Source organism: Isoptericola croceus, from assembly GCF_029382255.1.
In the GTDB taxonomy this organism is placed as follows: Bacteria; Actinomycetota; Actinomycetes; order Actinomycetales; family Cellulomonadaceae; genus Isoptericola; species Isoptericola croceus.
On record NZ_JARLLG010000289.1, the window covers coordinates 1 to 270 of the forward strand.

The 270-nt window shown below is 71.5% G+C and carries 1 protein-coding gene; it reads left to right on the plus strand.

The annotated features are described in order from the left end of the window. Nucleotides 1-9: 9 nt before the first annotated feature. A partial coding sequence (locus PZC42_RS21415) for an acyl-CoA dehydrogenase family protein (RefSeq protein WP_277214173.1) occupies nt 10-270 on the plus strand: 261 nt, incomplete at its 3' end.

The window sequence follows — 270 nt, forward strand, 5'->3', positions numbered from 1 at the left end:
GTGCGCCGCATGCTGATGACCATGAAGGCGCAGATCGAGGCGATGCGCGCGCTGGCCTGCCACGTCGCCGCCGAGGGCGACGTCGCGCGGCGCCATCCCGATACCGAGGCGCGCGAAGCCAGCCAGCGCCGGGTCGCGCTGCTGACGCCGGTCATCAAGGCCTATTGCAGCGATACCGGTTTCGAGGTCGCGTCGCTCGGCATCCAGGTGCACGGCGGCATGGGCTATATCGAGGAGACCGGCGCGGCCCAGGACCTGCGCGACGCGCGC